Here is a 25369-nt window from a genome sequence, read left to right on the forward strand (position 1 = left end):
GGCAGAACTTTGCTAACGATGATCACTGCTGATAAAACTCTGGACTGAAGTAAGCACTGAGTACCATGCAGTTAAAAAGTGCGTTTGTGGTAACTAAGCATACCTATTCGTCCTCCATAAGCTTTATTCTAGCCGTCATCCAGCAATTTCAATCAGGCATAATTAAATCTTCGTGGGTATCATCTCTACGATTTCTGAGTTGGAGTATCAAAAACAATGAGCGTGATAAAACGTCATGAACGACAGATAAAGAAAGTGTGCGACTTTATAGATAGTAACCTAGACGACGAGTTCTCACTTGAGCATCTCAGTACTGTGGCTGCCAGTTCAAAGTACCACTTTCACCGTATCTTTAAGGCGTTTATGGGGATCAGTGCTATGCAGTATGTGTTACTTGCACGAATGAAACGAGCTTCCTTTAGGTTAGCATTTGAGTCAGAGTTCAGTGTTACTGATATTGCTTTTGAAGCTCAATTCGAAAGCCTAGAAGCTTTTACCCGTGCTTTTTCAAGGATATTTGGGCAAACACCTTCCCAATTTAGAAATCAGCCTGAGTGGCGTTCTTGGCACTCAAAGTATGAATATCATCCACCAATAACAGGAGAAAGTGTAATGGATGTTCAAATCGTAGATTTCGAAAAAAGAGAAGTTGCATTAATTGAACATAAAGGTAGCCCACGACTAGTATACGAGACAGCAGCTAAGTTTATAAATTGGCGAAAATCAACAGGTTTATCTCCAATAAAAACCAGCGAAACATTTGGTATTCCTCACTCAGACCCAAGCGATACGCCAGATGATCAGTTTCAGTTTGATATCTGTGGCTCGCACGAAGGAGAGGTTCCAGATAATGCCTATGGAATTAAATCTGGAACAATACCAAGTGGGAGGTGCGCCATGGCAGTCCATAAAGGAAGCCATGACAGCATTGGCGATACCGTTTATCACTTATATCAAAAATGGCTGCCAAATAGTGAAGAAGAATTAAGAGACTACCCTTGTTACTTCCGTTACTTAAATTTTGTTCATGAAGTAAATGAATGTGAGTTGTTAACGGAGATCTACCTACCAATTAAATAGTATGTGGCTATGAGCGGTGGTCAGCGTATCAAACCACCGCCGATTTGTTACATGTTGCTTGGTATAGGTGCTTTTTATTGCGGTTTCTCTGTTGCTAACCATGAGGAAAAATAAGGCGACTTCAGTGACATGGTTCTCTTCTGAGTAATTACGTTAACGCGTTTCGGGGCAAAAGTGACTCACATCTTTACAGTATCTATGACCCAGAAAGACGTAGGGTAAAGTCTTGGCTCTTAGCGAGGTTTCTACTATTGGTCGTAAAATTAGTGACTTAGCCGAAAATTCTGTGATGGTAAGCATCCTTACTCCCACTGGCAAATTTTCTTTGTAGATACACTTCTCGATAGCTGGTTGGATATACAGTATAATAATGAGGATATTTGTGGAGCTCAGTTTGTTTGTAATGAGCTTTTGGGTAACATAAAGCTAATGGTGACTTTAAGTACTTGGTTGCCTGTGTTTTGGGTGTAATGAAAATGCTGAAAAAAATCATACACATAGACCTTGACTGTTACTATGCCGCAGTTGAAATGAGAGATTATCCTGAGTTAAGGGATATACCATTGGCGATTGGTGGCTCCCAGAATCAGCGTGGTGTGATCTCAACATGTAACTATATTGCGCGAAAATATGGTGTTCGCTCTGCAATGGCGACCGCTCATGCTCTGAAACTATGCCCAAATCTAATGGTTATAGGTGGAGATATGGAAAAGTATAAGGCTGTATCCAAGCAGATCCATGCAATCTTTGCTCGTTATACCGACCTTATTGAGCCTATATCGCTTGATGAGGCTTACCTTGATGTGACAGATTCTCAACTATTTAGGGGGTCGGCAACATTAATCGCAGAGGATATTCGAAAGGCCATTGAATCAGAATTAAACCTTACGGCCAGTGCCGGAATAGCCCCTATCAAATTTGTTGCAAAGGTCGCTTCCGATATTAATAAACCAAACGGAATTTGTGTCGTAACTCCAGATGAAATAGACAGATTTGTTGACGATCTAGAATTAGGCTTAATTCCCGGTGTTGGTAAGGTAACACTGGAGAAGCTGCATAACCTTGGTTTGTACCAAGGTATTGATGTTAAAAATTACGACCAACACATGTTACTCAAACATTTTGGTAAGTTTGGCAGTTCCCTATGGGAGCGCTGCCATGGAATTGATCGTCGAGAGGTAACACCAACAAGAATTAGAAAATCCCTTGGTGTTGAACGGACATTTGCTCAAGATATTCTGACTGAATCAGAATGCCTAGAAGTTATTGAATCACTATATGATGAACTAGTGAGACGATTCAGTAAGGTTTCTCATGATAAAAGAATAATCCGTCAGGGTCTTAAACTTAAATTCGATGACTTCCAGCAAACAACGGTTGAACATAAACAAATCAGTCTTGATAAAGCTTTTTTCTCTGCTTTATTAAAAAAAGCTTGGGCGCGAGCTAATGGCCGAGGAATTCGTCTTATTGGATTAAGTGTAGGGTTAGAACCTCAGGAAGGTCAGTCCAACACCCAGATGACCCTCAAGTGGTGAAAATGTAAGTGTAAATGAAGCGTTTGCGAGGCATTTATCTTACGAATCTCGTGAATTTTCTGTAAGTGGATTATGTAAGTATATTTTTTAGTTTAACTATATATTTTTAAAAATTATTTGCTCATTATCTCACTAAAATTTACATTTTTTACCCGATAGTCCTACCACGCAGCTGTGGAAATGCGAGATAACCCATCTTATAGAAATCGACCGCTCGCCGTCGGGGGACATGAAAAACAGCGCGGGGTTTTGAGTACATGTAATTACGAAGCTCGCAAGTTTGGTATTCGTTCTGCAATGCCAACAGGAAAAGCGCTGCAGCTTTGCCCCAACCTGTTGGTTGTCCCTGGGAGAATGTCGGTCTACGTCGAGATATCGAAAAAGATCCGCGAAATTTTTTCTCGATACACATCCATCATCGAACCTCTTTCTTTGGATGAAGCTTTCCTTGATGTCACCGATTCCAAGCAATGTCATGGTTCGGCCACACTGATTGCAGAGGCGATTCGTCACGATATCTGGAATGAACTCAACTTGACCGCTTCGGCTGGCATCGCTCCAATAAAGTTTCTAGCGAAAGTAGCGTCAGATATGAACAAACCTAACGGACAGTTTGTGATTCCTCCACAAGACGTACAAGCCGTGATTGATGAGCTCCCACTCGAAAAGATTCCCGGTGTTGGCAAGGTCAGTATCGAAAAACTGCATCAAGCAGGCTTCTTTACTTGTAAGGATATTAAGGAGTCTGATTATCGCGATCTATTGCTCAGGTTTGGCCGTCAAGGTGCATCACTATGGAAGCGCAGTCATGGAGTTGATGACCGAGAAGTTATCATCGAACGTGAACGAAAATCGGTAGGTGTGGAGCGCACCTTTACTCAAAACATTTCTACCTACGAGGAATGTTGGCAGGTGATCGAAGATAAGCTGTTTCCTGAGCTTGAAACTCGTCTCGAAAAAGCCAGCCCAAGTAAAGCGATCATCAAGCAGGGCATTAAGCTCAAGTTCGCCGACTTTCAACAAACCACAATTGAACACATCCACGCCTCTCTAGATCGTGAACACTTCAAAGAACTGTTAAGTGAAATACTGAAAAGACAACAGGGGCGAGAAATACGCCTGCTTGGTTTGAGCGTGATGCTACAACCCAAAGATCAAATGCGTCAGTTGAGTTTCTTTTAGTCTGTCTTGTTTAGAGAGTAATAAGAATAGAGGGTAGGTGAGGATAGAGGATAAGTGGGAATAGAGTAATGAGATGTGCACTGATAAGCACCGACTAGACTTCATAGCCTAGCCAGTTTCTATATCAATACGTGAGATGCCTTATCTAGGAAGCTGTTTAACTCGCGCTAAGGTATCACTGAATGGTTGCTGCTCTAACTTTCCGTAACCGACCATTTTGCTGGCTTTAAGCTTAGTTGAAAGCGGGGTTGCTATTCCGCATAGAAAACGCGTAATGGCTTCGTCGGTGATCAATTGTTGACTCTTAGATACAAATTCATGAATCCATGTCATTACGGTTTCGTCGTCAACGGGTTCAATATCGACGGTTGGTAATATTGCCACCTCACCACGGCATACCGAGCAATGACCACATTTTTTTGGTGCCTTATCATCGGCAAAGTAGCTCGCTAGGCGTGAGCTTAGACAAGTGTCTGCCTCAAAGAAGCTCAGCATTTGGTTAAGACGGTTTATTTCACTGTTCTCTTTTTCTTTAAACAATTCAGTTAGACGTTCCGATAACTGCATCATGTCTTCAGAGGTGTTGTGGATCGCATATACATCTGTGATCTGCTTACTTTCCAACTCAATCCAACCTTGTTCATTGAAATAATCGATTGCCGCAATCACACGTTGACGATCTGTCTGGAAATGTGTCCACAGCGCATCGAAGTCGACTTGGCACCAGACTCTGGCTTGAGGCGAGCACTGGAAAATCGCTTCGACAAAATGACGACGTTCGCCTTGGAACTGTTCGGTGATCTGCTGTTTCGGGCGAACGAACTTAAATTTGTAGTCAGCAAAGTAGCTGTACTTCGGCTCAATTACACCTTCAATTTCAAGATACACCAGTAGCGTTTTTAGCGGTAACTGACGAACGTTGGATTCACGTGATAGCTGGTTAAGCATAATCTCCCATTGGTTTGAGCCAGAAACGCCAATGTTTTGATTTTCGTAGATTTCTTTCAATACTGCTTGGATCGATATGTTGTCTGGCGTATCGCCAAATACGAAGTTCTCTAGTGTACTGAGGCCGTACTTGTTGGCGAGAAGAATACATTCTGAAGGCTGGCCATCTCGGCCTGCTCGACCGATCTCTTGCGAGTAGTTCTCTATCGATTTAGGTAAATCAAAGTGAATGACTCGGCGAATATTGGATTTATCGACGCCCATACCAAACGCAATGGTGGCCACGATACAGTTCACGTCATCATTCATGAATTGATGTTGAATTACATCTCTGTTTTCTGGCTTAAGACCCGCATGATAAGCAACAGCATTTACGCCAGCGTTACGAAGTTGCTGAGCCACCATCTCTGCTGTTTGTTGAAGGGTGACATAAACAATAGTCGGAGCAAGAGAAGCTTGATTAACGACGTTGCACAAGGTTTCTAGTTTGCTGGTTTGTTCGCAAGGTTGAATAGACAGATCGAGGTTTTGACGATAGAAACCCGTAACCACAACACGTTCCTCATCGATATCAAACTTAGACTTCATATCTTGGATAACTGATGTGGTCGCGGTTGCTGTCAGCAGCAGTACCTGAGGAATATTGAGCTGTTTTTGGTACTGGGGAAGCTTTAGGTAGTCTGGTCTAAAGTTATGCCCCCATTCTGAAATACAGTGCGCTTCATCGACCACTAGTAACGAGATTGGTACTTGGGAGATAAACTGGCGAAAGCGTTCGTTCTTAAGACGCTCAACCGAGATCATCAGGATCTTGGTGTCTCCGTTACGTACCGACTGCATCACTTGTTGGGTGGTTTGTCTGTCTTGGCTTGATTCGATTGCAGCTGCGCTAATGCCTTTGCTGTGCAAGAAGCTGAGCTGGTCTTTCATTAAAGCTAACAGTGGCGATATCACTAAGGTTAAATGTGGCAATGCTAGCGCTGGCAATTGATAGCAAAGCGACTTACCTGATCCGGTTGGGAATATGGCCGCCGTCGAATGACCAGATAGAACATTATCAATGACTTGCTTTTGCCCATTACGCAGTGAGTCGAATCCGAATACTTGTTTTAACTTCTGCTCAATCATTTATGTTCTACCTGAATTATTAAGTGTCGTATTGATGATAAAGCGAGCGTCCATTCATGATAGCGTCGCTTGATGAATCAAATGTCTTGCACCTGATTGTACCTAATTCTATTCTGTAGCTCCTATAGAAAAGCACCCCAATAGTATGAATAAGTCTGAGCTTCGCCAAATAATCTTAGAGCAACTCGAATCACGGTTAAGCATCGCACAATCTGCGACTCAGCGAGCTATTGATGCTGCCACCGATGAAGAGACCGTGCCAGAGCACAAGTACGATACCTTAGCGTTAGAAGCCTCGTACCTTGCTCATGGACAAGCGATGCGGGTTCAAGAGTGTGAAGATGACATCCAGTGTTACCGAAACCTCGTCTTACGAGACAGTGAAAGAATCACCGTCAGCAGCTATGTTGTCGTTATTGACGAGCATGATCAATATAAACACTTTTTCCTTGGTCCTAAGGTTGGGGGGCTTTCTGTTACATGGAACGAAAATGAGATTGCCATCGTGACGTCGAATGCACCATTTGGTCAGGCTCTAATGGGCAAAGAAGTCGGTGATGAAATTGAGTTTAGGGTCGCTGATAAACAGTTTTGCTATGAAGTAGTATCGATTGACTGAATGACAGGCTTATAAATATAAACGTTTTTCTGACAAAGAAGCATAAACTAGCGGTATAGTCGTTGGGCAGATTGATGAGAGGGTGTTATGAAAAAAAGCGTACTAATTGCATCATTAACAGTGGCTACCGCTGTTGTGAGCCTGCCAACTTTTGCAGCTCAGTGTCGAGTTGATTTGAAAAATGAATTACGAATCGATGACCAAAAAGTCGAAATCCATCAAGTGAATGGTGATACTGCCGTTTTCGATGGCAACAACGACTTATATATCCATGGTGAGAAGGTTGAGCTTGATGCCGACCAACAAGCGGCGATTGAAAAATACCGCGAAAGCATGAGTGAGTACTTACCACGAGCGAAACAAATGGCGAACGATAGCCTAGCGTTAGCGAATGACGTGATTGATGATATTGCGGCTAGCCTAGATTCACCGGATTCATTTGATAATGTAAAAGAATCAATGAAAACCTACTTTGCTGAACTGGAAGCTCGTTACTACAAAGATGGCGAGTTAGTGTTACCAGCAGACAGTTTTGATTCGATGGCCAATGGTTGGTCTGAAGATTTCGAAAAGGCTAAGGAGATCTTTAACCAAGAGTTTATCTCAAGTGCCTTTAATGCGATGTCAGAAAAAATGAAGCAAGACGGCGGACTAAATCTGACCGAAATGGCTGATAGCATGGCTGAATTAAAGCTTAAAGTTGAAGAGCGAATGAAAGAACACTCTCAACAAGTGCAAGAGGAAGCGAATGAGTTCTGTGATTCACTTGATGAGATGGCAGAACAAGAGCAAGAGCTGCATGAAATCATTCCGAACCTAAAAGACTATCAAGTATTCACGATCTAATCTGAATTGACTGATGAATAACAAGAGCACCGTTTGGTGCTCTTTTTGTATGTATGTGCTTATGGATGTAGGTGTTTATGGATCTATGAATTCAGCCGCACGAGCATTTAACCCGATATACTTTCTTCGTTTTCCTAGGTCTACATCTTGACTGATCGTTATTTGGTGAACGATAACACCGGTAGATTGTTAACTTTGTGGTTATAAATAGCGCATTGATTGTAAAAATTAGATAATTGTTCATTTATTGGTTGTACCTATCATTGCTTTTTATTACTGTACTTATCAACTAGTTCACTGATTTTTTATGCGGGCAATATGGACCAACAATCTTCCTCTTCAAGAGAGCACTTTAGCTCTCGTTTGGGTTTTATTTTAGCAGCGGCGGGTGCAGCTGTTGGCTTAGGTAATATTTGGGGTTTCCCAACTCAAGTTGCCAGTAACGGCGGTGGCGCTTTTCTGCTTGTTTACCTAATCATGATTTTCGTGGTTGCTTTCCCGATGCTGGTGGTTGAGATGGCTATTGGCCGCCATGGTCAAGCGAACCCTGTCGATAGTATGCGCTCGTTGACGACAAATCCGTTAGGTAAGAAAGTCGGTGAATTTGTCGGTTGGATTGGCCTAAGTGTCCCAAGCGCCGTGTTGGCATTTTATAGTATTGTTGGAGGTTGGTTGATCTGCTTCCTCATTGGTGCTGTCGCTGATCTGATGGGTCTAGAGGCTGCTGCTGATTGGTTTAAAGGCTTCAGTGTTGAGCGAAACGTATTTGGCACTGTCGCATTCTATGTGCTGACTATCTTGATTGTTCAGGGCGGTGTTAAGCAAGGTATCGAGAAATGGTCGACTCGTTTGATGCCTGCGCTGTTTGTTTTGTTTGGCTTACTGTTTGTTTACATCATGACCCAAGCTGGCGCGATGGAAGGCCTGAAACATTACCTAGTTCCAGACTTTGAGAAAGTTTGGGACAGAAAACTGATTCTAGCGGCAATGGGGCAAGGTTTCTTCTCGTTGACTATTGGCGGTTGCTCGATGTTGGTTTATGGCTCTTACTTAAGTAAGAAAGAGAACCTGCCAAAAATGGCAATGAACGTTACCTTAGTCGATACCGCTGTTGCGTTTATTGCGGGTTTAGTCGTCATGCCTGCAATGTTTGTTGCGATGCAAAAAGGTGTTCAAATCTACGCTGAAGATGGCTCACTATTAAGCTCTGACACGTTAGTATTTACGGTTCTGCCGTTGATGTTTGATAGCTTAGGCGTGCTTGGCCAGATCTTCGCGATTGTCTTCTTTTTGTTGCTAACGATTGCCGCGCTGACTTCATCGATTTCGATGCTGGAAGGGCCTGTAGCGCTAGTGAGCGAGCGTTTCAATACCAGACGAACACCAACGAGTTGGGTAATTGGTAGTGTTATCGCGCTGTTTAGTGTGGTGATTGTCTACAACTTTGCCGCGATGTTTGGAATGGTTGCGATGATAGCGACTCAGTACCTTCAACCGGTTGCTGCTCTGATGTTCTGCCTATTTGGTGGCTGGGTATGGAGCCGAGCTTCAAAAGTCAAAGAGCTTGAGCAAGGTTGCCCTGATTTCCAATTGGGTTGGTTTGGTAAAGTGTGGCCAATGTATGTGAAGTTCGTGTGCCCAATCTTAGTGGCGACGGTTATCTGGGCTTCATTTGGTTAACGCAGAGCCCATCTGGACTCTCTGAACCTAAACACTCAGAACTTGAAATGTTAAGCACAAAGCCACTCATAAGGAGTGGCTTTGTTGTTTCGATGTGAAGGTATAGCTGAACTTGCAAGATAGAAAAAAGGCGCTGAACATAATAGTCAGCGCCTTTGTATTTTTAGTTAAGTAATCGTGACTACTTAATTTCCATACCTTGCGCTTGTAGATCTGCATGGTAAGAAGAACGTACAAACGGGCCACAAGCGGCGTGAGTGAAGCCTAGTTCTAGAGCAATCTCTTTCAGCTCATCAAACTCTGAAGGCGGCACGTAGCGTTCTACTGGTAAATGGTGGCGGCTTGGCGCTAGGTATTGGCCAAGTGTTAGCATAGTTACACCATGCTCACGAAGGTCTTTCAGTACTTGAACGATCTCTTCTTTCGTCTCACCAAGGCCCATCATCACCCCTGATTTTGTTGGGATAGTTGGGTGCTGCTCTTTGAATTTCTTCAATAGATCAAGAGACCATTTGTAGTTCGCACCTGGACGCGCTTTGCGGTATAGACGCGGCGCTGTCTCTAGGTTGTGGTTGAAAACATCTGGCGGGTTGTCTTTCATTAGATCAAGCGCAACGTCCATACGACCACGGAAATCTGGTACCAGCGTTTCGATACGAATATTTGGGTTTTGTTCGCGAATTTCACGGTTACAGTCAGCAAAGTGTTGAGCACCGCCGTCACGCAAGTCATCACGGTCAACTGAAGTGATTACTACGTACTTCAGTTTCATGTCTTTAATCGTCTTAGCCAGTTTCTTCGGCTCTTCTGCTTCAGGAGCAACAGGGCGACCATGGGCAACATCACAGAACGGGCAGCGACGAGTACAGATAGCGCCAAGAATCATAAACGTTGCCGTGCCGTGGTTAAAACACTCGGCTAGGTTAGGGCAAGACGCTTCTTCACAAACTGAGTGCAGGTTGTTCTTGCGCATTGCTGATTTGATTTCTTGAATACGATGGCTGTCTGAAGGAAGTTTAATCTTCATCCATGCAGGCTTACGTAGAACTTCTTTCTGTTCAGCAGGCATATTCTTTACGGGAATTAATGCCATTTTGTCAGCGTCACGATATTTAACGCCTTTTTCCATTTGGATTGGTTTGCTCATGATTTTATGCTTCTGCTGTAATGTTACTGGTGGCTTGAATGTCTACTTGGTCATAGCCGAGTAGTTCTACTAGCTCTTGTATTAACTGTTGCTCAACGTTTTCTAGTTCACTTGGTCCGCCGAGTTGGCTTACCTGCGCCATTTCCATGCCTTGGTAACCGCATGGGTTAATGCGTAGGAATGGAGACAGGTCCATATCGACGTTGAGTGCTAACCCGTGGAATGAGCAGCCACGTCGAATACGTAATCCGAGTGAACAGATTTTCTTGCCATCGACATAAACACCAGGAGCGTCAGGTCGGGCAGTTGAATTTATATTGTAAGCTTTCAGAGTGTTGATTACGAGGTTCTCGATATGAGTCACCAAATCACGTACTCCGAATTTTTTGCGGCGGATGTTAATCAAAAAGTAAGCGACTAACTGGCCTGGGCCATGGTAAGTCACTTGGCCACCGCGATCGCTTTGAATGACAGGGATATCACCGGCATTTAATACATGCTCGGCTTTGCCTGCTTGTCCTTGAGTGAAGACAGGGTTGTGTTCAACCAACCAAACTTGGTCTACGTCTTCTTCCGTGCGTTCGTCTGTGAACTTATGCATGGCTTTCCATACAGGTTCGTAATCCTGACGGCCTAATTTTTTTACGATTAGCTTATTTTGCAAAGCTGCACTCCCTCAAGGATTAATAAAGTGAACGCATTATAAACGCGAAACAGGTTTCTAACTACAGACGGACTGCAAGGTTTTTCAACTTTCTTTGTATTTATTGAAAATTAAGTTGAATGAATTTGACCTAGATAGGGTGCTTCAAACAAAAACAGCGGCAATAAGCCGCTGTTTTTCATGTGTAATCGGAGATTACAGAACCATACGAACGATTTCGATCTCGCCCAGTTCTTTATAAAGCGTTTCTACTTGCTCAATTGAAGTCGCTGTAATATTGATCGAAACAGAGTGGTAGTTACCTTTCGCACTCGGTTTTAGCGTTGGGCTGTAGTCACCAGGAGCGTGACGCTGGATCACTTCTAGCACTAGCTCAGTAAGTTCTGGCTTTGCATAGCCCATTACTTTGTAAGTGAATGAACAAGGGAACTCTAAGAGATCTTTTAGTTTTGCATCAGAATTGATGTTCATGAATAGCTCCAAAAGGCTAGACTCTCGCAAATTGGCGAAATGTCGATAAAAAGCGTGTTCGGTCAACAGACACGAGTAATAGGGCGGAATATTACGTGTAAACATCGCTGAACTCAAGATCAACAAAAGCCGCACATGGCGGCTTTTAGTTCGTCAATGAGTAAATAATGAACTTACTCATTGAGTTAGCTTTGCACTGAGCTTGTGTGTTGCTTAGAGCAAAGCTTTGACTGGTTTAGAATAAACCCTTAAACAGCAATACTAGGTAGTCCCATAGACGGCTAAATAAGCTGCCTTGGTCTACATCTTCAAGTGCAAGTAGTGGGTATTCAGCAACGTCTTCACCATCAACTTGGTAGAATAGTTTACCGACAACATCGCCTTTGCTGATTGGTGCTTCTAGTTCCTTTTCAAGAACGAAGCTTGCTTTTAGGTTCTTAGCTTGACCACGAGGTAGGGTAACGAAAGTATCTTCGTCGACACCGAGTGCAACTGTATCCTTGCTACCCATCCAGATCTTCTCTTCTACGAAGGTTTCACCGGCTGTGTGTGGCGCCACTGTTTCGAAGAAACGGAAGCCGTAGCTAAGCAGCTTTTTGCTTTCTGTTTTACGAGCGTTAGCATTTTTAGTTCCCATCACAACAGCAACTAGGCGCATTTTGCCTTCGGTTGCTGAGCTTACTAGGCTATAACCTGCCTTGCTTGTATGGCCCGTTTTGATGCCATCAACGTTCATGCTCTTATCCCATAACAGACCGTTACGGTTGTACTGGGTGATGCCGTTGTAAGTAAATTTTTTCTCTGAGTAGATACGGTACTCATCAGGAACATCGCGAATCAGCGCCTGACCAAGTAGCGCCATATCATAAGGTGTTGAGTATAGATTCGGGTTGTCTAGACCGTGCACGTTAGCAAAGTGCGTGTCTTTCATGCCGATAGAGCTTGCCCATGCGTTCATTAGGTCAACGAATGCATCTTCAGAACCAGCAATATGTTCAGCCATTGCAACAGTAGCATCGTTGCCTGATTGAATGATGATGCCACGGTTCAGTTCTTCCACTTTAACCGTTGTGCCCACTTCAATGAACATTTTCGATGAATCTGGGAAGTTTTTAGCCCAAGCATTTTCACTGATTACAACATCGTCGTTTAGATTGATGTTGCCACGTTCTAGCTCTTGGCCGATCACGTAGCTCGTCATCATCTTGGTTAAACTTGCTGGAGAAAGTTGAGTGTTCATCTCTTTCTCTGCTAGTACTTTGCCTGAATGGTAATCCATCAGAACAAAACCTTTAGCGGCGATTTGCGGTGCATCAGGGACTACAATTGGAGCGGCGAATGACGATGTAGCTATCGTTGCAGAAAGAGCAACAGAAGTAGCAAAAATCGATTTAACAAGTTTATTAGATTTAATCATTTTGAATGCAATTATTTGGTGAACTATTCATATATTAACAGAATCACTCTGTCACACCAGAGCGCTGATTACCAGAAGTAACTGTTAGATTAATTAGCGGGTTAGTGTGTGTTTTTTTATATAAGCTGACGGGTAACCCATTAGCTTAACTTGTTCTAATTTTTCTTGAGTCAGAGCATAGTCATGAAATGGCCCAAGCATCAGACGGTAGTTGTCGTCATTTGGCTGCAAGAACGTTGCTACCGCTAGCTTTTCGCCTAGATCTTTGGCTAACTTCTCGGTTCTATCTTCATGTGGAGAAGTTGCGACTTGAATGATAAATTGCGGTAAAGCGGCCTTTTTATTCGCGTCGGTTGGCATAGCCACGGTGATGACTTCTATCTCAACATTTGCGGTGCCTGTTCTCAAGACATCGAGCTTGTAAGCTGCCGCATAACTAAGGTCAATGATTCGGCCTTCATGGAATGGACCGCGGTCATTGATACGAACAATCGTCGTTTTATTGTTATCAGTATTCGTCACTTTTACATAGCTTGGAATTGGCAATGTTTTGTGCGCTGCCGACATGGAATACATGTCGTAGATCTCGCCGTTAGACGTTAAGTGACCATGAAATTTCTTACCGTACCAAGAGGCTTTGCCTTTCTCAGTAAAACCTTCGGTCTTCTTTACGATCTTGTAGTCTTCGCCACGCAAAGTGTAATCCGTGTTACCACCTAAACTATAAGGTTCATATTGAGGGTGAGCATCTTCTAGATGCTCCACCGAGATAGGTGCATCCGGTGCAATATCCGAATCAATATCGTAGCGACCGGTTGGCTTTTGTGAAGAGCAGCCGTTGATCAAAATCGCCAAGCCTAGAATAGAGGCTATTTTTTTGATTGGCAGCTCATCAACCAAAGATGCTTTTCTTTGAAATATTGTAATAGACATCGATTAGGTCGCCTTTGAAAATGCTTTTCTGTGTGTATGGATCGACATTAAAATACCAAAACCAGCCATAAGGGTAACCATTGAAGTACCGCCATAGCTGACGAGAGGTAGAGGAACACCAACCACGGGTAGAATACCGCTTACCATGCCAATGTTTACAAAGATATAAACGAAGAAGCTCAGTACAATACTGCCGCCCATCATTCGACCAAATGCTGTTTGCGCTTGGCTCGCGAGTACTAAACCCCGTCCAATAATGAATAGGTAGATAGCAAGCAAGAACAAAATACCAATCATGCCCCATTCTTCGGCTATTACCGCAAAAATGAAGTCAGTGTGACGCTCTGGAATGAATTCCAGTTGGGATTGAGTTCCTTGTAGCCAACCTTTTCCTGATATACCACCCGAACCTATCGCAATCTTACTTTGAATGATGTGGTAGCCCGCACCTAATGGATCTGATTCAGGATCAAAAAGGGTTCTTACTCGTACTTTTTGATATTCACGCATCAAAAAGAACCATAATATTGGGATAAATGCCCCTAACGCTATTGCGGCACTGGCAATGATTTTCCAACTTATACCAGCCAGGAATATCACGAAGATACCGGATGCGGCGATAAGGATAGATGTACCCAAGTCGGGTTGCTTAGCGATTAAAATGGTAGGTACAAACACCATCACTAGCGAGATCGCTAATGTCTGAAAGGTTGGCGGCAGTGATCGTTTACCGATAAATCGAGCCAGCATCAAAGGTACCGCAAGCTTTAATAGTTCAGAGGGTTGGAATCGAACAAAACCGAAATTTAACCAACGTTGGGCACCCTTAGATGCCTCACCAAAGAACAACACGCCCAAGAGTAAGATGACACCGCCTGCAAATAACAGCGGGGCCAAGGTTTCATACGTACGAGGCGAAAGTTGCGCTAAGAAGATCATGACACCTAAAGACAGCACCATACGCATTGCTTGGCGATCCATCATCGCAAGACTTTGTCCGCTGGCGCTGTACATGATCAATAAGGCAAAGCCCATCAACACCAGAATACCGAGCAGTAATGGTAGATCGATATGGAGCCTTTCAAACAAGGCTCTATTTCGTCCAGTAGAAGGATCAAGTTTCATTATTTTGTTGCCTTACTTTCATCTTCTTCAGCGAGAATAATATGGTCTAATATTTTTCTAACGACAGGGCCGCCATTTGATGAGCCGCCACCTGCGTTTTCTAATACGATGGTCACAACCGCTTCTGGATCTTCAAAAGGAGCATAACCCGTAAAGAGTGCATGATCGCGTAAATGCTCCGCGATTTCGTCCGCGTTGTATTCTTCGTCTTCTTTGAGACCGAATACTTGCGCAGTTCCTGATTTACCAGCGGTTTGGTAAGACATCTTTTGGAATGAACGTCTTGCAGTACCTTTCTTACCGTGGTTTACCAGTCTCATGCCTTCTTGCGCGATATCCCAGTATTTCTGCTTAACACCAGTGATTGGAGGATAAGTTTCGATCTCTGATACCGTTTGGTCATCGAATGGCTGACCATTATCGATCGTCGCACGTAATAGGTGAGGCGCTGTTACTTCACCTTCGTTGACCAATACAGACGTGGCTTTAGCGATTTGCATCGGTGTTGCCGTCCAATAGCCTTGTCCGATACCAACAGGGATGGTGTCACCTTGATACCAAGGCACACGGTGTCTTGCCATTTTCCATTCACGAGTTGGCATGTTGGCTTTACTTTCTTCGTAAATATCAATGCCTGTGTAGTCACCAAAGCCGAATAGCATCATCCATTGAGATAAACGGTCGATACCTAGATCAAAGGAGATTTGGTAGAAGAAGGTATCAACTGATTCTTCAATCGCTTTCTCTATATCAACAACACCGTGTCCCCAACGTAACCAGTCGCGAAACGGCTTGGTTTTGGAGTTAGGTATTTTCCAATAGCCTGGATCATTACGCGTTGTATTCGGTGTAATCACACCTTCTTGTAGAGCAGCAACGGCAATAAACGGTTTGATCGTAGAAGCTGGTGGATAAATACCCAATGTGGCACGGTTAACCAAAGGTCGATCTTTGTTCTGTAGTAGAGCGTTATAACCTTTAGAGGAGATACCATGTACAAAGGCATTTGGGTCGTAGCTTGGGCTAGACACCATTGCTAACACGCCATTGTCTTTCGGATCCAGAACGATGGCAGAGCCACGGCGTCCATCGAGCAGTTTGTGCACGTATAACTGAAGATTGATGTCTAAGTTAAGTACAATATCTTTACCCGGAACCGAAGGGACAAATTTTAGTGTGCGAATGACTCGTCCACGGCTGTTTACTTCAACTTCTTGATAACCCGCGGTGCCGTGCAGCATGTCTTCGTAGTAGCGCTCAATACCAAGTTTACCGATGTCACGTGTTGCTTTGTAATTGGCGTCTTTTTCTTCTCGTACTAAGCGTTGTATATCGCGATCGTTGATGCGCGATACATAGCCAATAACGTGAGTCAGTACATCACCATACGGATAAAAACGTTTTAATGTGCCTGTTACCTCAACACCCGGAAATTTATGCTGGTTTACAGAGAATACCGCAACTTGCTCTTCGGTGAGCTGATTTAGAATAGGCACTGACTTGAAGCGTCGTGAATTGCGGCGGTCACGATTAAAACGCTCGATACGTTCAGGTGGAATCTCGATTAACGTTTGTAGACGGACGAGCGTGTCATCCATATCTTTGATTTTTTCGGGCGTAATTTCTAGGTTGAAAACGGGGCGGTTTTCGGCAAGAAGTACACCGTTGCGATCGTAAATCAAACCACGGTTAGGTGCGATTGGAACGACCTTGATACGGTTGTCGTTAGAGCGGGTTTTATAGTCTTGATATTGGTTGACCTGAATGTTGTACAGGTTAACAACCAACATCGACATCATGACTATGATCCCCGCAAACGCAACAAAAGCACGACTAGTAAATAGTCGTGCTTCTGCTTTGTAATCACGGATTTGGCTACGTTTACGTAACATTAACGCTTATTCTCGATGATAAGGGTGGTTAGCAGTGATGCTCCAAGCTCTATACAAGCTTTCCGCCATGATAACGCGTACTAATGGGTGAGGGAGAGTAAGCGCCGATAGAGACCAGCTTTGGTCTGCAGCCGCTTTACACGCAGGTGCTAATCCTTCAGGCCCGCCAATAAGGATAGAAACGTCGCGTCCATCCAACTTCCAACTTTCCAATTGTTCTGCCAGTTGTGGGGTATCCCACTTTTTACCTGGGATATCAAGCGTGACAATGCGGTTGCCTTTTGGCACTGCTGCCAACATTGCTTCGCCTTCTTTTTGAAGAATACGTGCAATATCAGCATTTTTACCACGTTTTCCCGCAGTGATCTCAATGAGTTCTAATGGCATATCATGAGGGAAGCGGCGTTTATATTCTTTAAAGCCTTCTTCGACCCACTTTGGCATTTTTGTACCAACTGCGATTAACTGGATCTTCAACGCTTAGCCCCAAAGTTTTTCTAGTTGGTACAGCTCACGATGTTCTTCTTGCATAACATGAAGCATGCTTGTTCCCATATCTAGAACAACCCATTCACCTTCTTGCTGCCCGTCCATGCCTAGTGGTTGCATACCAGCTTTACGCACTTCATCGGCAACGTGTTGTGCGATAGAGGCAACATGGCGCTTAGAGGTGCCAGTACAAACAATCATGTAATCAGTAACACTTGATTTGCCTTCTACATCGATAGTAACAATCGATTCTGCTTTCATGTCGTCGGCTTTGTCTGCAAGAAAATCTTTTAGTTCTTCACGTAACACGGGGTGTTCCTTTAATCTGAATTTAGCTTTTTAGGATCTGTTGACCCTAGAATATACCACGCTTTTATGCGTGAAATGGGATTGAAGCTGAAGGGATACAAAACTCTACGCTTAACTGATGAATTAGTGGCCAAGGCGACTGTTCATATTGAGTTTTTGTCATCAATTCGGCTTGAGTCAGCAACGCAAACAACGAATGTAATTGAGAAATCGAAACTCTTGTTAGCGCAGCGTTATAAAGAGGCTTTTTAGATTGCCAGATACGGTGTTTTTCGAATACTTGGCCGATCGGCATCTGTTTCATTTGTTGCTGCATTTGTAATAGTAAGGCAAGTTCACGTTGTATGCTACGCAGTAAAATGACTGGCTCTACACCTTCAGCTTCCAGTTGTCTTAGAATTCGTTGTGCACGATTACCTTTTCCAGCCAGTAACGCGTCACTCCAATGGAATGGAGTAAAGTGGTTGTGGCGGCTCAGTGATTCTTCTAAGCGTACTAGGGTAAGTTTTCCGTCAGGGTATTGGAGCGCTAGCTTTTCTAGGCTTTGAGTGAGAGCAAATAGGTTACCCTCGTGCCATTGTGCCAGCATTTGAATCGCTTCAGGGTCTGGAGATAAGCCTATCTGACGGCAGCGCGCTTGGACAAACTGAGGTAAGCGGCTGACATCTGGCGTTAGGCAACTGATCCAGTGACCCTGATTAGACAGTGCTTTAAACCATTTAGCACTTTCTTGAGCCTTGGTTAGCTTCGTACCAATCAAGACCAACAGAATATCGCTGTGGATATGCTCTGAGATTGCCAGTAACTCTTTGGCTATCGCCGCATTGACCCCGGACTCTGGCAGTTCAAGTTCGATGATTTGACGGCTAGAGAACAGGCTTAATGCTTGAGTACAGTCATAGACTTGATTCCAGTCCAGACTGTTATCAATAGCAAAGCGGTGACGTTCATCAAAGCCTTGCTCTTTAGCAACCTTTTGAATCGCTTCTCGGCTCTCTTGTAACAGCAGAGGCTCGTTACCGAAAATGAGGTAAACATTACTTAGTTGTTTAGCAAGTTGCTCTGATAAGCGGTCAGCAAAAATACGCATCAAATAAACCTATTGTTCAGCTGATTCGACGGGCTTTGTCGTTTCCGTAGAACTTGGATCTATTTCGACGTTCTTGATGTTGTATTGTTTCTCAAGCTCTTTCACTTGAACATTTTCTAGCGCATCTAGATCCATGCTATCAGCAGCGATGTTCGCTTTTAGTCGAGCCATTTGACGAAGGATTTGACTTGTTGCAAGCTTACGCATCTCATCTTCGATCATGTCGCGCTCAACCGATTTTGCTAATGCGGTTAACGGATTGTCTAGGTAGCTACGGGTTACGCTCGTTGAGAATGTCTTTGAGCCTAATTCAGGAATCGTGACGCGGTATGATGCGTTGAGTGTCAGTTCTTTTTCTGCTGCACGAGTATTCTGGTAAAGGGACAGAGTTCGCTCACTAACGCTTTCGCTAATAATATGCAAATTAGGGGTGTTTTCTGTAGGCGATACGATTTCTACATCATTCATACGTAGCTGACCTTTCATCATACGTGTAAACGTACTGTACTGGTCGTAACTGGTCACAGAGATCTTGTTGAGTTCTTCTGGTACAGAATAGTCACCACGCAGGTGGAAACCACAGGCACTCAGTAGGCTAACGGTTAAAACAACAACAGTAACTTTCAATGAAGATAGTGAAATCAGGCGCATTATTTGATGGCTCTCATGAAGGTAGAATACTTATTTAAAGGCTTTAATTCGTTAGAACTGTTGAGCTATGAATCTAAAGCGCTTAAATAAGTAGACAGGGCGATGTCGCACCCTGTCTAAAGACTGCTGAAAACAAAATAAGTTCGCTTCAGCAGTTATATGTGCAGACTAAAGCTGGTTCGCTTTAATCTGCAACTGTAAGTTTGCCAATGTTAGCTAGCAAATATTAGTTAGCTACGATGTTTAAAAGTTTACCAGGTACGAAGATAACTTTACGAATCGTTAAGCCATCTAGGAACTTCATAGCGTTTTCATCGTTTAGACCAAGTTCACGAACTTGTTCTTCTGTTGCGTCAGCTGCAACCGTTAGCTTCGCACGTAGCTTACCGTTGATCATGACAACGATAGTCTTCTCGTCTTCAACTAGTGCTTTCTCGTCAAACGTTGGCCATGTTGCTGAGTCTACGTTTGATTCACCCAGAGCAATCCACATTTCGTAAGAGATGTGTGGAGTCATTGGGTAAAGCATGCGTACTACCGCTTTTAGCGCTTCATCAAGGATTGCACGATCTTGTACAGATTCTTGAGGTGCTTTCGCTAGTTTGTTCATCAGTTCCATGATTGCAGCGATGGCTGTGTTGAACGTTTGGCGACGGCCGATATCGTCCGTTACTTTCGCGATAGTCTTGTGAATATCACGACGAAGTGCTTTCTGGTCACCAGATAGCGCAGAAGCGTCAACAGCTTCAGCTGCACCCTTAGCAGAGTGAGCGTGAACCAGTTTCCAAACACGCTTAAGGAAGCGGTTTGCACCTTCAACGCCAGACTCTTGCCACTCAAGCGTCATGTCTGCAGGCGATGCAAACATCATGAATAGACGTACTGTATCAGCTCCGTACTTGTCTACCATCTCTTGTGGGTCGATACCGTTGTTCTTAGACTTAGACATTTTGATCATGCCTGAGTGCTCAACGTCGCGGCCTTGGTTGTCGACAGCTTTTTCAATGCGACCTTTCGCGTCACGGTCGATAGTCACGTCAGTTGGAGCAATCCACTCTTTCGTGCCTTTCTCGTTCGTGTGGTAGAACGCATCAGCCAGAACCATGCCTTGACATAGAAGCTGCTTGAACGGTTCATCAGATGTCACGTAACCCGCATCACGAAGAAGCTTATGGAAGAAACGAGAGTAAAGCAGGTGCATACATGCGTGCTCGATACCACCAACGTATTGGTCAACTGGCAACCAGTAGTTTGCTTTCTCTGGATCTAGAATGTCGTCAGCTTGTGGTGAACAGTAACGTGCGTAGTACCATGAAGATTCCATGAACGTATCGAACGTATCAGTTTCACGTAGCGCTGGTTCGCCATTGAATGTTGTTTCAGCCCAAGACTTATCTGCCTTGATTGGGCTAGTTACGCCATCCATTACCACGTCTTCTGGAAGAATGACTGGCAGTTGGTCTGCTGGTACTGGGTGAACTTCACCGTCTTCAGTGGTTACCATTGGGATTGGAGCACCCCAGTAACGCTGACGAGATACACCCCAGTCACGCAGACGGAAGTTTACAGTCTTCTTACCTTTGCCTTCTGCTTCAAGCTTCGCAGCAATTGCATCGAATGCTTCTTGGAACGCAAGACCATCGAATTCGCCAGAATCGAACAGTACACCTTTCTCAGTGTAAGCCGCTTCAGACACATCTAGTTCAGAACCGTCTTCAGGTTTGATTACTGGGATTATATCGATGCCGTACTTAGTTGCGAATTCGTAGTCACGTTGATCGTGAGCGGGAACCGCCATTACCGCACCTGTGCCGTAATCCATAAGAACGAAGTTCGCTACGTAAACAGGAACAACACGACCGTTAAGAGGGTGGATAGCCGTTAGGCCAGTATCCATACCTTTCTTTTCCATCGTTGCTAGTTCAGCTTCAGCCACTTTGGTGTTACGACATTCTTCAACGAATGCTGCAAGCTCAGGGTTGTTCTGTGATGCTTTCTCTGCAAGAGGGTGACCTGCAGCGATACCAACGTAAGAAACACCCATTAGTGTGTCTGGACGTGTTGTGTACACTTCTAGAGGCGCTTCTTCACCGTTAACAGCGAAAGACAGCTCAACACCTTCAGAGCGACCGATCCAGTTGCGCTGCATGGTCTTAACCATTTCAGGCCAACCTTCAAGGTTGTCTAGATCGTCTAGCAGCTCTTGAGCGTACTCAGTGATCTTAATGAACCACTGTGGAATCTTCTTTTGTTCTACTGGAGTATCACAACGCCAGCAGCAACCGTCTTCTACTTGCTCGTTCGCTAGTACAGTTTGGTCGTTTGGACACCAGTTAACAGAAGATGTCTTCTTGTAAACTAGGCCTTGTTCGTAAAGTTTAGTGAAGAACTCTTGTTCCCAACGGTAGTACTCAGGCGTACACGTTGCGAATTCACGTTTCCAGTCGTAACCAAAGCCTAAAAGTTTAAGCTGGTTTTTCATGTATTCGATGTTTTCGTAGGTCCACGGAGCAGGCGCTGTGTTGTTTTTTACAGCTGCGTTTTCTGCAGGTAGGCCGAATGCATCCCAACCGATTGGTTGCATTACGTTTTTGCCTTGTAGACGTTGGAAACGAGATACCACATCACCGATGGTGTAGTTACGCACGTGACCCATATGCAGTCGGCCACTTGGGTACGGGAACATAGAAAGACAGTAGAATTTTTCTTTATTTGGGTCTTCACTTACAACGAAAGTCTCGCTGTCATCCCAGTGTTGTTGAACCTTTTGTTCAATCTCTTGCGGGTTATATTGTTCTTGCATCGATGGTATCCGGTTATCTTGGAATTTGTGAGTTCGGTTAGAACAGAATCTTACAGATCGTCATAGAATACCTAAAGGAGCTTAGTACAACAATAGTTATACCCTTCATACTTGCAGTTGCAGCGTGGTTGATTGCGTAAATTCAACCGAATTACTTAGGACAGCTATACTTAAGGGTATGAATTGCATTTGTTTGTTAGGGACTGGTCGCTTCACTTAAGGTCAGTTCACTAAGATAAAGCTTGGTCATCTTAAGGAGGTCGTTATGCCGAAGAAAAAAGCACTCTATGAAGAAGTCGTCGAAGAGGTGATAGAAACGCTGAAGCATAGTCCTGAAGAGCTTAACAACAAAATAGAAACGTCAGGTAAATATGCGAAAGCAGCCAATGACATGACCAAAGACGAATTGTCATTGATTTCGGCCTACGTGAAGTCGGACTTAAAAGAGTTCTCCGAAAGCTATGAAGATAGTAAAGGTGGTCCATTTTATTTAATGATCACAGATTCTATTTGGCAAGGACTCTTGGATATCACTGATCGCACTAAGGTTGAATGGGTTGAACTGTTTCAAGACTTAGAACATCAAGGCTTGTATCAAGCTGATGAGGTTATTGGGCTCGGGACACTTGTCTGTGATGAGTGTGGGCATCAAACCGAATATAACCACCCAACGACGATTATTCCGTGTATTAAATGTGGCTCGACAGGGTTTAGCCGCAAAGCGCTTAAGCCGTAAATACTGGCGGCATAGCATCTTCAACTTTACACCGTAGTAATAAAAAGGGTTGACTGAATCAGCCAACCCTCAACAACTTTCCGTCGAATCTCGAATCTCGAATCTCGAATCTCGAATCTAGTCTTTTCTTCTCATAAACCAGCCAGCTACCAAACTAAGCAACGCCCAGATATACAGTGGCCAAGTACCGACCACGTGATAAGGGGTTTGACCATCCGTTGAAATGAGTTCAGCTTTCAATACTGCGGTTTCAAACTGCGGTATTTGCTTGATGATCCTGCCTTTGTGATCCGTTACTGCCGTTACACCATTGTTGGTTGAGCGAATCAGCGGCTTACCCAGCTCCAGAGCACGCATCTGTGCGATTTCCATATGTTGCAACGGGCCAATAGAACGACCAAACCACGCATCGTTAGAGAGTGTTAAGATAAAGTCAGTTTCATCTGTTACGTTCTGCCTAACTTGGTCATTAAAGATGATCTCATAACAAAGCGCCGGTGCTAGATGACGTCCATTTGCCACGATGTTTGGTTGAACAAAGTCGCCACGGCTAAATGATGACATTGGCAAATTAAAGAAAGGTGCTAATGGGCGCAGGATATCTTCAAACGGAACAAACTCACCAAACGGTAACAGGTGGTGTTTATGGTAGCGTTCGTCTGGATCGTAGCTGTACTCACCATATGGATTAACACCGAGAGAAAGAACACTGTTGTAGTATTTCTTATCTTCAGACTGGTTAAGCACACCAGTAATGATCGAGCTGTTGTTCATCTTCGCTGCGCTATCTAAGTTACGTAGGAAAGATGGGATCTCAACTTCGAATGCTGGAATAGCCGCTTCAGGCCAGATGATGATATCCGCTCCCCAATTTTCTCTGCTTAGGTCGGTGTACTTCATCATGGTTGGCCAGCGATGACTCGGCAGCCATTTGCTGTCTTGATCGACGTTGCCTTGAATCAATACCACTGAGGTGGTTTTTTCAGGGTTCGGCGTGACCCAATCGATGTTGCGAATACCAAAGCCAGCGCAAAATACGACAGCGGGAATAATAGCGATACTCCATGCCCTGTTAACAATCGCATAAGCGAATGCAGAGGCTGAAACAATGATCGCTAGAGTTACTAGCTCTACGCCGCCAATCGGTGCAAATGAACCTAATGGTGAATCGATTTGGCTGTAACCTAGCCATAACCATGGGAAGCCAGTCATTACCCAACCACGCAGCCAATCACTGATTAACCACAATGCAGGAGCCGCGAGGAAAAAGCGGCTTAGGTTATTAGCAGGGAAGTACTTGTTTAAACTCCAAGTAAATAGGCCGGAGTAGACCGAAAGATAACCGACAAGCAATGCCATTAAGAATAAATTGGCAGCCAGAGGCATTCCGCCAAAGCCATCAATACTGACGTATACCCAACTAATACCAGTCGTGAATTGGCCTAAGCCCCATGCGTAACCAATCCAAAGCGCACTTTTAGTAGAACGGTTGTGGATCAGTAACAGCAACAAAGCTGGGCTGAGAATAGCAAGAGGCCATATTGAATATGGAGCGAATGAAAGGGTTGTTATAGCGCCAACAAAAACGGCCGCAAGCGGCCGTAATAGGCGATGAATAAAGGTCTTAGTCATCTAATTTCTGTCATCTCTTTAGAGAGAAGTTGTTATTCTTCGATAGTCGGAAGAGGCTGCTCGTCAGGGATGGTTACCTGTAGCTGAATCACACGACGGTTATCTGCTGATGTTATTTTGAAATGGTAGTTTCCGATTTCTACAATTTCGCCACGAACAGGCAGATGACCGAGTGCAGTCATTACCATACCACCCACTGTATCGACTTCATCATCACTGAAGGAAGTGTTAAACGTATCGTTGAACTCTTCAATGGTGGTTAAAGCTTTAACCGAATAGGTATGCTTACTCAGCTTACGAATATCTAGCTCTTCTTCATCGTCGAACTCGTCTTCAATTTCACCAACGATTTCTTCGAGGATATCTTCAATGGTTACCAGGCCAGAAACACCGCCAAACTCATCGACAACAATAGACATGTGGTAACGCTCTTCTTGGAACTCCTTGAGCAGGCGATCAACTCGCTTACTTTCAGGAACAACCACGACAGGGCGAATCACTTGTTCGATATCAAATGGGGCACTTTCTGAACCCAAATACTTAAGTAGGTCCTTCGCTAATAGAATGCCTTCAACATGGTCTTTATCTTCACTGATCACTGGGTAGCGAGAGTGTTGAGCATCAGTAATAAGCGCAATCAATGTATCTAAATCATCGGTGCGTTCAACTGTAACCATTTGAGAGCGAGGCAGCATGATATCGCGTACTCGCATCTCTGAAATTTCCATAACACCCTCGAGCATGTCGCGTGTGTCGTGGTCAATTAGGTCATTAATTTCTGAGTCGCGGATTACATCTACGAGCTCTTGGCGATCTTTTACTTCACCTTGAAATAGTTGGCCTAGGCGTTCAAAGAAGGACTTTCTACTCGGACCTTCAGATTTTTTACTTCCCTCAGAAGTGGGGGGGTTACCTTCGTTCATGATTTCTCAAAAAATAACGCTATCAGAAGTGTGATAGCACACGTTACAACTCAGATTCCTGCGAAA

Annotated in this window: 22 protein-coding genes; 7 read left to right on the forward strand and 15 right to left on the reverse strand. The window is 44.0% G+C overall.

What is annotated here, in order from left to right:
• Positions 1-216 precede the first annotated feature (216 nt).
• From AC3CID_RS03510 to dinB (AC3CID_RS03520), 3 genes are all read left to right on the forward strand, one after another.
• Positions 217-1080 carry an AraC family transcriptional regulator gene (locus tag AC3CID_RS03510; RefSeq protein ID WP_017102204.1) on the forward strand — a complete coding sequence of 288 codons (864 nt, stop codon included), beginning with the start codon at positions 217-219 and terminating at the stop codon, positions 1078-1080.
• A gap of 476 nt (positions 1081-1556) precedes the next feature.
• On the forward strand, positions 1557-2618 hold the full coding sequence (gene dinB, locus AC3CID_RS03515) for a DNA polymerase IV (RefSeq protein ID WP_372096714.1): 1062 nt from the start codon (positions 1557-1559) through the stop codon (positions 2616-2618).
• A 174-nt stretch (positions 2619-2792) separates the two neighbouring features.
• Positions 2793-3800, forward strand: coding sequence for a DNA polymerase IV (dinB, locus tag AC3CID_RS03520; protein WP_488526958.1), 1008 nt, complete (start codon positions 2793-2795; stop codon positions 3798-3800).
• 141 nt (positions 3801-3941) lie between these two features.
• Here dinB (AC3CID_RS03520) and AC3CID_RS03525 read toward each other — a convergent pair whose 3' ends face one another.
• Complete coding sequence (locus AC3CID_RS03525; RefSeq protein ID WP_488526959.1) at positions 3942-5876, reverse strand: RecQ family ATP-dependent DNA helicase; 1935 nt, start codon at positions 5874-5876, stop codon at positions 3942-3944.
• Positions 5877-6021: 145 nt separating this feature from the next.
• On the opposite strand from AC3CID_RS03525, the gene AC3CID_RS03530 reads away from it, so the two are divergent.
• The 3 genes from AC3CID_RS03530 to AC3CID_RS03540 all read left to right on the forward strand — a co-directional run bounded on the left by AC3CID_RS03530 (position 6022) and on the right by AC3CID_RS03540 (position 9021).
• Positions 6022-6495 carry a GreA/GreB family elongation factor gene (locus tag AC3CID_RS03530; RefSeq protein WP_488526960.1) on the forward strand — a complete coding sequence of 158 codons (474 nt, stop codon included), beginning with the start codon at positions 6022-6024 and terminating at the stop codon, positions 6493-6495.
• Between the two features lie 87 nt (positions 6496-6582).
• Positions 6583-7341: a YggN family protein gene (locus AC3CID_RS03535; RefSeq protein WP_488526961.1), complete on the forward strand. Its 759-nt coding sequence runs from the start codon at positions 6583-6585 to the stop codon at positions 7339-7341.
• A 318-nt stretch (positions 7342-7659) separates the two neighbouring features.
• Positions 7660-9021 (forward strand): sodium-dependent transporter, encoded by a 1362-nt coding sequence (locus AC3CID_RS03540; protein WP_488526962.1) that lies wholly within the window; start codon positions 7660-7662, stop codon positions 9019-9021.
• A 181-nt stretch (positions 9022-9202) separates the two neighbouring features.
• On the opposite strand, the gene lipA is transcribed toward AC3CID_RS03540, so the two are convergent.
• From lipA to leuS, 12 genes are all read right to left on the reverse strand, one after another.
• Positions 9203-10168, reverse strand: coding sequence for a lipoyl synthase (lipA, locus tag AC3CID_RS03545; RefSeq protein ID WP_004735240.1), 966 nt, complete (start codon positions 10166-10168; stop codon positions 9203-9205).
• 4 nt (positions 10169-10172) lie between these two features.
• A complete protein-coding gene (gene lipB / locus AC3CID_RS03550) occupies positions 10173-10832 on the reverse strand; it encodes a lipoyl(octanoyl) transferase LipB (RefSeq protein ID WP_017079937.1) in 660 nt (219 codons plus the stop codon).
• A 195-nt stretch (positions 10833-11027) separates the two neighbouring features.
• Entirely contained in the window at positions 11028-11303 is a 276-nt protein-coding gene (ybeD, locus tag AC3CID_RS03555) for a DUF493 family protein YbeD (protein WP_017079938.1), read from the reverse strand.
• Positions 11304-11538: 235 nt separating this feature from the next.
• On the reverse strand, positions 11539-12720 hold the full coding sequence (locus tag AC3CID_RS03560) for a serine hydrolase (RefSeq protein ID WP_017079939.1): 1182 nt from the start codon (positions 12718-12720) through the stop codon (positions 11539-11541).
• Between the two features lie 93 nt (positions 12721-12813).
• Positions 12814-13653 (reverse strand): septal ring lytic transglycosylase RlpA family protein, encoded by an 840-nt coding sequence (locus AC3CID_RS03565; protein ID WP_017094899.1) that lies wholly within the window; start codon positions 13651-13653, stop codon positions 12814-12816.
• A 3-nt stretch (positions 13654-13656) separates the two neighbouring features.
• The gene (gene rodA, locus AC3CID_RS03570) at positions 13657-14778 is read right to left on the reverse strand and encodes a rod shape-determining protein RodA (RefSeq protein ID WP_054548035.1); all 1122 of its coding nucleotides are present in this window, start codon (positions 14776-14778) and stop codon (positions 13657-13659) included.
• Complete coding sequence (gene mrdA, locus AC3CID_RS03575) at positions 14778-16670, reverse strand: penicillin-binding protein 2 (RefSeq protein ID WP_054548034.1); 1893 nt, start codon at positions 16668-16670, stop codon at positions 14778-14780. Before mrdA ends, rodA begins: the two co-directional genes overlap by 1 nt.
• Before the next feature lie 6 nt (positions 16671-16676).
• A complete protein-coding gene (rlmH, locus tag AC3CID_RS03580) occupies positions 16677-17147 on the reverse strand; it encodes a 23S rRNA (pseudouridine(1915)-N(3))-methyltransferase RlmH (protein WP_004735246.1) in 471 nt (156 codons plus the stop codon).
• A gap of 3 nt (positions 17148-17150) precedes the next feature.
• Positions 17151-17468, reverse strand: a complete 318-nt coding sequence (gene rsfS / locus AC3CID_RS03585) for a ribosome silencing factor (RefSeq protein ID WP_004735247.1) — start codon at positions 17466-17468, stop codon at positions 17151-17153.
• Between the two features lie 64 nt (positions 17469-17532).
• Entirely contained in the window at positions 17533-18558 is a 1026-nt protein-coding gene (gene holA, locus AC3CID_RS03590; protein WP_065206867.1) for a DNA polymerase III subunit delta, read from the reverse strand.
• A gap of 9 nt (positions 18559-18567) precedes the next feature.
• Positions 18568-19209 (reverse strand): LPS-assembly lipoprotein LptE, encoded by a 642-nt coding sequence (locus tag AC3CID_RS03595; protein WP_146457499.1) that lies wholly within the window; start codon positions 19207-19209, stop codon positions 18568-18570.
• A gap of 226 nt (positions 19210-19435) precedes the next feature.
• Entirely contained in the window at positions 19436-22012 is a 2577-nt protein-coding gene (leuS, locus tag AC3CID_RS03600; RefSeq protein WP_114633072.1) for a leucine--tRNA ligase, read from the reverse strand.
• Positions 22013-22277: 265 nt separating this feature from the next.
• On the opposite strand from leuS, the gene AC3CID_RS03605 reads away from it, so the two are divergent.
• Positions 22278-22748 carry a zinc ribbon-containing protein gene (locus tag AC3CID_RS03605; protein WP_054548031.1) on the forward strand — a complete coding sequence of 157 codons (471 nt, stop codon included), beginning with the start codon at positions 22278-22280 and terminating at the stop codon, positions 22746-22748.
• A 117-nt stretch (positions 22749-22865) separates the two neighbouring features.
• Here AC3CID_RS03605 and lnt read toward each other — a convergent pair whose 3' ends face one another.
• Together lnt and corC are read right to left on the reverse strand one after the other, a co-directional pair.
• Positions 22866-24380 carry an apolipoprotein N-acyltransferase gene (gene lnt, locus AC3CID_RS03610; RefSeq protein ID WP_488524639.1) on the reverse strand — a complete coding sequence of 505 codons (1515 nt, stop codon included), beginning with the start codon at positions 24378-24380 and terminating at the stop codon, positions 22866-22868.
• A 32-nt stretch (positions 24381-24412) separates the two neighbouring features.
• A complete protein-coding gene (corC, locus tag AC3CID_RS03615; protein ID WP_004735253.1) occupies positions 24413-25303 on the reverse strand; it encodes a CNNM family magnesium/cobalt transport protein CorC in 891 nt (296 codons plus the stop codon).
• Positions 25304-25369: the final 66 nt, after the last annotated feature.

It is taken from the genome of Vibrio sp. QJM3NY_21, from assembly GCF_057785975.1.